At 63.9% G+C, this 7,472-nt stretch carries 6 protein-coding genes and 1 pseudogene; 4 read left to right on the plus strand and 3 right to left on the minus strand.

From position 1 onward, the window contains the following. Positions 1-4: 4 nt before the first annotated feature. On the plus strand, positions 5-1,648 hold the full coding sequence (locus tag PYV55_RS09950) for a 3-(methylthio)propionyl-CoA ligase (protein WP_275850590.1): 1,644 nt from the start codon (positions 5-7) through the stop codon (positions 1,646-1,648). Positions 1,649-1,801: 153 nt separating this feature from the next. On the opposite strand, the gene PYV55_RS09955 is transcribed toward PYV55_RS09950, so the two are convergent. The 3 genes from PYV55_RS09955 to PYV55_RS09965 form a co-directional block, all read right to left on the minus strand. After that, on the minus strand, positions 1,802-1,957 hold the full coding sequence (locus PYV55_RS09955) for a hypothetical protein (protein WP_275850592.1): 156 nt from the start codon (positions 1,955-1,957) through the stop codon (positions 1,802-1,804). A gap of 131 nt (positions 1,958-2,088) precedes the next feature. After that, the gene (locus PYV55_RS09960) at positions 2,089-2,445 is read right to left on the minus strand and encodes a type II toxin-antitoxin system RelE/ParE family toxin (RefSeq protein WP_275850595.1); all 357 of its coding nucleotides are present in this window, start codon (positions 2,443-2,445) and stop codon (positions 2,089-2,091) included. Then, positions 2,442-2,711: a ribbon-helix-helix domain-containing protein gene (locus PYV55_RS09965; RefSeq protein ID WP_275850598.1), complete on the minus strand. Its 270-nt coding sequence runs from the start codon at positions 2,709-2,711 to the stop codon at positions 2,442-2,444. Before PYV55_RS09965 ends, PYV55_RS09960 begins: the two co-directional genes overlap by 4 nt. A gap of 270 nt (positions 2,712-2,981) precedes the next feature. Between PYV55_RS09965 and PYV55_RS09970 the strand changes: the two genes are divergently transcribed. The 3 genes and pseudogenes from PYV55_RS09970 to PYV55_RS16330 form a co-directional block, all read left to right on the plus strand. After that, positions 2,982-5,093: a 3-hydroxyacyl-CoA dehydrogenase NAD-binding domain-containing protein gene (locus PYV55_RS09970; RefSeq protein WP_275850600.1), complete on the plus strand. Its 2,112-nt coding sequence runs from the start codon at positions 2,982-2,984 to the stop codon at positions 5,091-5,093. A 29-nt stretch (positions 5,094-5,122) separates the two neighbouring features. Beyond that, the gene (locus tag PYV55_RS09975) at positions 5,123-6,298 is read left to right on the plus strand and encodes an acetyl-CoA C-acyltransferase (RefSeq protein WP_275850602.1); all 1,176 of its coding nucleotides are present in this window, start codon (positions 5,123-5,125) and stop codon (positions 6,296-6,298) included. A gap of 148 nt (positions 6,299-6,446) precedes the next feature. After that, positions 6,447-7,393 (plus strand): annotated as a pseudogene (locus PYV55_RS16330) (IS701 family transposase); the annotation flags it as partial. Positions 7,394-7,472: the final 79 nt, after the last annotated feature.

Genomic DNA, 7,472 nt, shown 5'->3' on the forward strand with positions numbered 1-7,472 from the left:
CCAGATGCTGGGGCTCATGCAAAAACAACCGTTGCTGATTTCTTCGTTGATCCAGTTCGCCGAGCGCTACCATGGCGACACCGAGGTCGTGTCGCGCCGGGTCGAGGGCGACATCCACCGCTACACCTACCGCGAGCTTGCGGCGCGTGCGCGGCAGCTCGCGAACACGCTCGAGCGCGAGGGTTTGCAGTTTGGCGACCGCGTGGCCAGCCTGGCCTGGAATGGCTACCGCCACATGGAGATGTATTTCGGCGTGAGCGGCTCGGGCCGCGTGCTGCACACCATCAACCCGCGCCTGCACCCCGAGCAGGTGGCCTGGATCGTGAACCATGCCGAAGACCAGGTGTTGTGCTTTGACACTACCTTTTTGCCGCTGGTGCAGGCCGTGCACGCGCAGTGCCCAACGGTGAAGAAATGGGTCGCCCTGTGCGACGCCGACAAGCTGCCGGCCGACACCGGCATCCCCGGCCTCGTGAGCTACGAGTCCTGGATCGGCGGCGCGAGCAGCACCTACACCTGGCCCGAGTTCGACGAAAACACCGCCTCGGGCCTGTGCTACACCAGCGGCACCACGGGGCACCCCAAGGGCGTGCTCTACAGCCACCGCTCGAACGTGCTGCATGCCTACGGCGCGGCGCTGCCCGACGTGATGGGGCTGTCCGCACGAGACACCACCATGCCCGTGGTGCCCATGTTCCACGTGAACGCCTGGGGGCTGCCGTATTCGGCGCCGCTCACGGGCTGCAAGCTCGTTTTGCCCGGGCCCGCGCTAGACGGCAAGTCGCTGTACGAACTGATGGAGGCCGAGGGCGTGACCTTCGCCGCGGGCGTGCCCACCATCTGGCAAATGCTGCTCAATCATGTGCGCGCCGGCAGCCTCAAGTTCAGCAGCCTGCGGCGCACGGTGATCGGTGGCTCGGCCTGTCCGCCGGCCCTGATCGACGCCTACCGTGACGAATTCGGCGTGACGGTGCTGCACGCCTGGGGCATGACCGAAACGAGCCCGCTCGGCACGCTCTCCACGCTGAAAAGCAAGCACCTGGGTCTGTCGCGCGCAGAGCAGATGAAGCTGCTGCAAAAGCAGGGCCGCCCGATTTTCGGCGTGGACTTGCGCATCATCGACAGCGCAGGCCAGGATCAGCCCTGGGACGGCAAGACCTACGGCGACCTGCTCATCCGCGGCCCCTGGATCGTTGACAGCTACTTCAAGGGCGAAAAATCACCGCTGGTGCTTGACGCCGAAGGGCACGGCTGGTTCCCCACGGGTGACGTGGCCACCATAGACCCCGACGGCTTCATGCAGATCACCGACCGCAGCAAGGACTTGATCAAGTCGGGCGGCGAGTGGATCAGCTCGATCGACATCGAAAACATCGCCATGGCGCATCCCTCCGTCGCCATGGCGGCCTGCGTGGGCATGCCGCACCCCAAGTGGGACGAGCGCCCCATCGTGGTCGTGGTCAAGCGCCCTGGCGCCGAAGTCACGCGCGAGGAGTTGCTGGCCTTTTATGAAGGCAAGATCGCGAAATGGCAGATCCCCGACGACGTGGTGTTCGTCGATGCGATCCCGCTGGGCGCGACGGGCAAGATGCTCAAGACCAAGCTGCGCGAGCAGCTCAGGGATTACAAGCTGCCTGGTGCGGTCTAGTGTAGTGTTTGATACTTGATGCGACAAATAAAACCGATGGATTTTTGGTCTGGGCAAGGCGCAAACCGCAGCGATACCGGGTGGTATCGCGAGGATTTGCAACGCGGCCCGGGCCGAAAAGACGCGGTTTTATGTCGCAGATAGCGTCGAACACTACACTAGCAGCCTGTCGGACTTTGGAATCGTCGGCTGCGAATGCGCCGCAGCGGCCCATTTTTTACCGTCTTCTTGCCCCATAGTCCCGCTATGGGGCGGCGAATCCGGCAAAAACTGGCCTCGCTGGGGCACATTCTCGCTTTCGACGTCCAAAGTCCGACAGGCTGCTAGGGGGAACGGTTGAACAGTGGTGGCGGACGGACGCCTGTGTGCTTCCGTCTTTCTCGACGAGTGGTACTGCAGCGGGTGTGCGAGGCCAAAGCAGCACAACCAGCTGCAGCCTGTCAGGACTTGCGCTTCAAGCTTGCGACTTCGGCGAGGCCCGCAGGTGTCAGCTCTGCGATCAGGGTCTCGATGTCGCGCACTTGGTGCTGTAGGGTCAGCACTGCAATGCCTTGCGGGATGATGTCGTAGATGACGAAATGGCGCTGAGCTGGAACCATCAGGAAAGGTGCCGAACGATACTGGCGCAAGCGGCCCGCTTCCGGGTTTGCTGCTGCGTTCTTCATCGCCGTATATAGATCGGCAACGTATCGATCAGCGACATCGTCGCCCCATGCGCGACGCGAGCGTGCATGGATCGAACGCAGGTCGAGGGCAGCCCGGCGCGTCAGGAAGAAGCGAGCAGCAGGCTCCGTCATTGCCAACCGCCGGCCTCCTTCTGATCGAGCAGCGCCATGTCGGTCTTGAAGTCGCCGTTCGATTCGAACACGCGGCCTGCGGCCAGGTCGCGGTAGCCGGTGAGGATGGCGTCTTGCACGAACTGGCTTTCGCGCCGCTCCATGTCGCGGCGGATCAGGTCGCGGACGTATTCGCTGGGGGTTTCGTACAGGCCGGTTTCGCCGACCATGCGACCCACGAACTCAGCCAAAGGCAGGGACAGACGAGCATTGATGCGTTCAGACATGGGAGCCTCGCTGGTTGGTTTCGATGGGGCATTGTCGTATGGATCGCCATCTGTCGCAAATATTGCCCCAGTGGTACCGCGTATGCCGCCGTAACCCTGAAATCCATGGCTGGAAGTGTGACGCTGCCATCCTGCGGCCCGCGGGGGTGCAGGCGTCGGCTTTGTCCCTGCCGCGACAGTGCTTTGCTGACATGGCCAGCACAGGGTCACACGAAGTCCCTACAATAAAAACGCACGACCGTTCTTTTTTACTCACGAAGGAAGCGCAGCATGACCGCTGAATACCAAGTCCACGGCGACGTTGCCGTGATCACGCTGAACAACCCGCCCGTCAACGGGCTGGGCATATCGACCCGCAAGGCCATCGTCGATGGCCTCAACCGCGCTGAAGACGATGCCGCAGTGCAGGTCATCGTGCTCACCGGCGCGGGCGCGGCCTTTTCGGGGGGCGCCGACATCAAGGAATTCGGTGCGCCGCAGGCCATGCAGCAGCCGCACCTGCCTTCGGTGGTCGCCATCCTCGAACAGGTGCGCAAGCCTGTCGTGGCGGCTGTCCATTCGGTGTGCATGGGGGGCGGGCTCGAACTGGCGCTGGGCTGCCACTACCGCGTGGTGGCGCCGGGTTGCAGCGTGGCGCTGCCCGAGGTCAAGCTCGGCCTGCTGCCGGGTGCGGGCGGCACGCAGCGCCTGCCGCGCGTGCTAGGCGTGGAGATGGCACTCAACATGATCGTGAGTGGCGAGGCCGTGAAGAGCGAGATGCTCGCCGCGCTGCCCGGCCAGAAACTGTTCGACAAGCTCGCCACTTCGCCAGAGGCGCTGCTGACCGAGGCCATGGCCTTCGCGCGCGAAGTCGCGGCCAAGCACCAAGGGGGCGCACCGCTGCCGCTCGTGCGCAGCCTGCCGTGCAAGCACCCGCAGGGCGACGGCTACTTTGGCTTTGCGCGCAACATGGTGCGCGGCATGGCCAAGAACCTTCCCGCGCCGCTCAAGTGCGTGGATGCCGTCGAAGCGGCCACGAAAGGCAAGTTCGACGACGGCCTGCGGCGCGAGGGTGAGCTGTTCGCACAGCTCATGCTCACGCCCGAGTCGCGCGCGCTGCGCCACCTGTTCCTGGCCGAGCGCGCCGCGTCCAAGATCCCGGACGTGCCCGCCGACACACCCAAGCGCACCATCGCCATGGTGGCCGTGATCGGTGCCGGCACCATGGGCGGCGGCATCACGATGAACTTCCTCAACGCGGGCATTCCCGTGAAGCTGCTCGAGATGAAGCAGGAGGCGCTCGACCGCGGCGTCGCCACGATCCGCAAAAATTACGAGGCCCAGGTCAAGAAGGGCAAGCTCACGCAGGACAAATACGAGCAGCGCATGGGGCTTCTGAGCACCACGCTCGCCTACGCCGACATCGCCCAGGCCGACCTCGTGATCGAGGCCGTGTTCGAAGAAATGGGCGTCAAGGAGGTTGTGTTCAAGCAGCTCGACGCCGTCATGAAGCCCGGTGCCATTCTGGCCAGCAACACCTCCACGCTCGACGTCAACAAGATCGCCGCGGTGACGAAGCGCCCGCAGGATGTGCTGGGCATGCACTTTTTCAGCCCTGCGAACGTCATGAAGCTGCTCGAAGTCGTGCGCGGTGAAAAGACCGCCAAGGACGTGCTTGCCACTGTCATGGCCGTGGCCAAGAAGATCAAGAAGACCGCGGTGGTCGCCGGCGTGTGCGACGGCTTCATTGGCAACCGCATGGTCGAGCAATACGGGCGCCAGGCGGGCTTTTTGCTCGACGAGGGCTGCACGCCCGCGCAGGTGGACAGGGCCATCGAAAAATTCGGCTTTGCCATGGGGCCGTTTCGCATGAACGACCTTGCGGGCAACGACATCAGCTGGGCGATCCGCAAGCGCCGCTACGTCGAAAAACCGGGCATGAAATACAGCAAGACGGCGGACCTGCTGTGCGAGCTGGGGCGCTTCGGCCAGAAGACCGGCGCCGGCTGGTACGACTACCAACCGGGCAAGCGCGACGCCATCCCCAGCCCGGTGGTCGAAAAGATGCTCGAAGAGCACCGCAAGAGCCTGGGCATTGCGCCGCGCAAGATTTCCGACGAAGAAATCGTCCAGCGTCTGGTGTTCGCGCTCGTCAATGAAGGCGCGCACATCCTCGAAGACGGCATTGCAAGCCGCGCGAGCGACATCGACCTGGTCTATCTCACAGGCTACGGCTTTCCGCTGCACCGCGGCGGCCCCATGCTCTACGCCGATGAAGTGGGTTTGTGCAACCTCGTGCAGGCGATGCGGCGTTTCCGCCAGAACCCGAATGACGACGCTGCTTTCTGGCAGCCCGCGCCCTTGCTCGCGCGCCTGGCCGACGAAGGCAAGACGTTCAACTGAAAAGCCCGTTTCGACGCAAAGGATTCCTCATGACTTCCGCACTCATCGTATCCACCGCCCGCACCCCGCTCGCCAAGAGCTGGAAGGGTTCCTTCAACATGACGCACGGCGCCACGCTGGGCGGCCACGTGGTGCAGCACGCCGTTGCGCGTGCGGGCATTGACCCGGCCGAGGTCGAGGACGTGCTCATGGGCTGCGCCAACCCCGAGGGCGCGACGGGCAACAACATCGCGCGCCAGTGCGCGCTGCGTGCGGGCCTGCCGGTGTCGGTCTCGGGCATGACCGTGAACCGCTTTTGTTCCTCGGGCCTGCAGACCATCGCGCTGGCCGCGCAGCGCATCATCGCGGGCGAGGCGCAGGTCTTCGTCGCGGGTGGCGTGGAGAGCATTTCCTGCGTGCAGCAGGAAATGAACCTGCACATGATCGCGGACCCTGCGCTGGCCAAGCAAAAGCCAGAGATTTACTGGAGCATGCTGCAAACGGCCGAGCAGGTGGCCAAGCGCTACGGCATCGGCCGCGACGTCATGGACGAGTACGGCGCCGCGAGCCAGCAAAAAGCCTGCGCCGCGCAGGCCGCAGGCAGGTTCGATGCCGAAATCGCACCCATCACCGTGACCGCGGGCGTGGTGGACAAGGTGCGCGGCATCATCACGCGCGAAGTCACCGTGAGCCGCGACGAAGGCACGCGCGAAGGCACGACCAAAGAGGCCATCAGCACCATCAAACCCGCGCTGCCGGGCGGCGTGGTTGCGGCGGGCAATGCGAGCCAGTTTTCCGACGGCGCGGGCGCCTGCGTGGTCGTGAGCGAGGACTACGCGAGCAAAAAGGGCCTGCAGCCGCTCGGCCGCTTCCTCGGATTTGCCGTGGCGGGTTGCGAGCCCGACGAGATGGGCATAGGCCCGGTGTTCGCCGTGCCCAAGGTGCTCAAGCAGCTGGGCCTCAAGGTCGCTGACATCGACCTGTGGGAGCTCAACGAAGCCTTTGCCGTGCAGGTGCTCTACTGCCGCGACAAGCTCGGCATTCCGAACGAGCGCCTCAACGTCAACGGCGGCGCCATCGCGGTCGGCCACCCCTACGGCATGAGCGGCCAGCGCCTGACCGGCCATGCGCTCATCGAAGGCAAGCGCCGCGGCGCCAAGCGTGTGTGCATCACCATGTGCATAGGCGGCGGCATGGGCGCGGCGGGTGTGTTCGAAGTGCTCTGAACTTCGCGCAGCTAAGGCCAGAGGGCGCCGGAGCAGGGCAGTGGCTTTGCTCCGGCGCTTTTATTTTTATAGCTTCTTGCGCTTGTCGCTTCTAAGCAAAAGCCATTTTTGATGCTTGAACCCAGACTGCCAATCAGTCTTACTTCTTTGCGGCCAGCTGGGCAAGCAAGACAACTGCCAAGTCGCCGTCAGCGTCAGCCTCGCCTGCCAGACAGGCAGTCTGCCGGTGGCCTGGCAGCTGTACCTACCCAAAGAGTGGGCCCAAGACCCGCTGCGGCGCGAAGCGGCAGGCATCCCTGACGCTGTGCAGTTCGCCACCAAAGGCCAGATCGCACTCGCACAGTTCACAAACCTGATGGCGCAAGGCGCTGCGCGGCACTGCGTGCTGGCCGACGCAGGCTACGGCACAGAGACGGCGTTTCGCGAAGGCTTGCTCGCGCTGGGCCTGCCCTACGTGGTGGGCGTGACGGCTGCAGTGACAGTCTGGCCGCCGGGACATGCGCTGCTGCCGCCCCAGGCCTACAGCGGCCGCGGCAAAGCCCCTAGTGTAGTGTTCGACGCTATCTGCGACATATAACCGCGTCTTTTCGGCCCGGGCCGCGTTGCAAATCCTCGCGATACCACTTGGTATCGCTGCGGTTTGCGCCTTGCCCAGACCAAAAATCCATCGGTTTTATTTGTCGCATCAAGCATAAAACACTACACTAGCCGGTTGCGGCTGGGCGATGCCCGCCACGAGCGGCCCCGGTCGCTCAAGGAGGTGGCATTGGGGTTGGAGCCCGCCCAGGGACACGCCACCGAATGGCACACCATCGAATGGCGAGAGGGCACGAACTTCACGCTGTGCTCGCGCTTTGCCCGTGTGCGCGTGCGTGCGGCCCACCATGAGCATCGGCGCAACGCCCAGAGGAGTGGCTGCTGATCGAATGGCCCGAGGGGCACTAGGAGCCGATGAAATACTGGCTGAGCACATTGCCCCTGGATATGCCGCTGCAGCGCATGGTCTTGGAGACCAAGATGCGCTGGCGCATCGAGCGTGACTACCAGGATCTCAAGCAGGACCTAGTGCAGTGTTTCATTCTGTTTAGAACTTAACCGCGAGTTTGCCCGGATGACCTTCTGCAGGATGTCCTTGGCGCTCTTGGTCCAAATGAAAGGCTTGGGGCATTCGTTG

Origin of the sequence: Extensimonas soli, assembly GCF_029211265.1 — a bacterium.
GTDB lineage: Bacteria > Pseudomonadota > Gammaproteobacteria > Burkholderiales > Burkholderiaceae_C > Extensimonas > Extensimonas soli.

Coding starts and splice junctions, on each gene's coding strand:
- PYV55_RS09950 (WP_275850590.1), top strand. CDS start 5: ATGCTGGGGCTCATGCAAAAACAACCGTTGCTGATTTCTTCGTTGATC.
- PYV55_RS09970 (WP_275850600.1), top strand. CDS start 2,982: ATGACCGCTGAATACCAAGTCCACGGCGACGTTGCCGTGATCACGCTG.
- PYV55_RS09975 (WP_275850602.1), top strand. CDS start 5,123: ATGACTTCCGCACTCATCGTATCCACCGCCCGCACCCCGCTCGCCAAG.
- PYV55_RS09960 (WP_275850595.1), bottom strand. CDS start 2,445: ATGACGGAGCCTGCTGCTCGCTTCTTCCTGACGCGCCGGGCTGCCCTC.
- PYV55_RS09965 (WP_275850598.1), bottom strand. CDS start 2,711: ATGTCTGAACGCATCAATGCTCGTCTGTCCCTGCCTTTGGCTGAGTTC.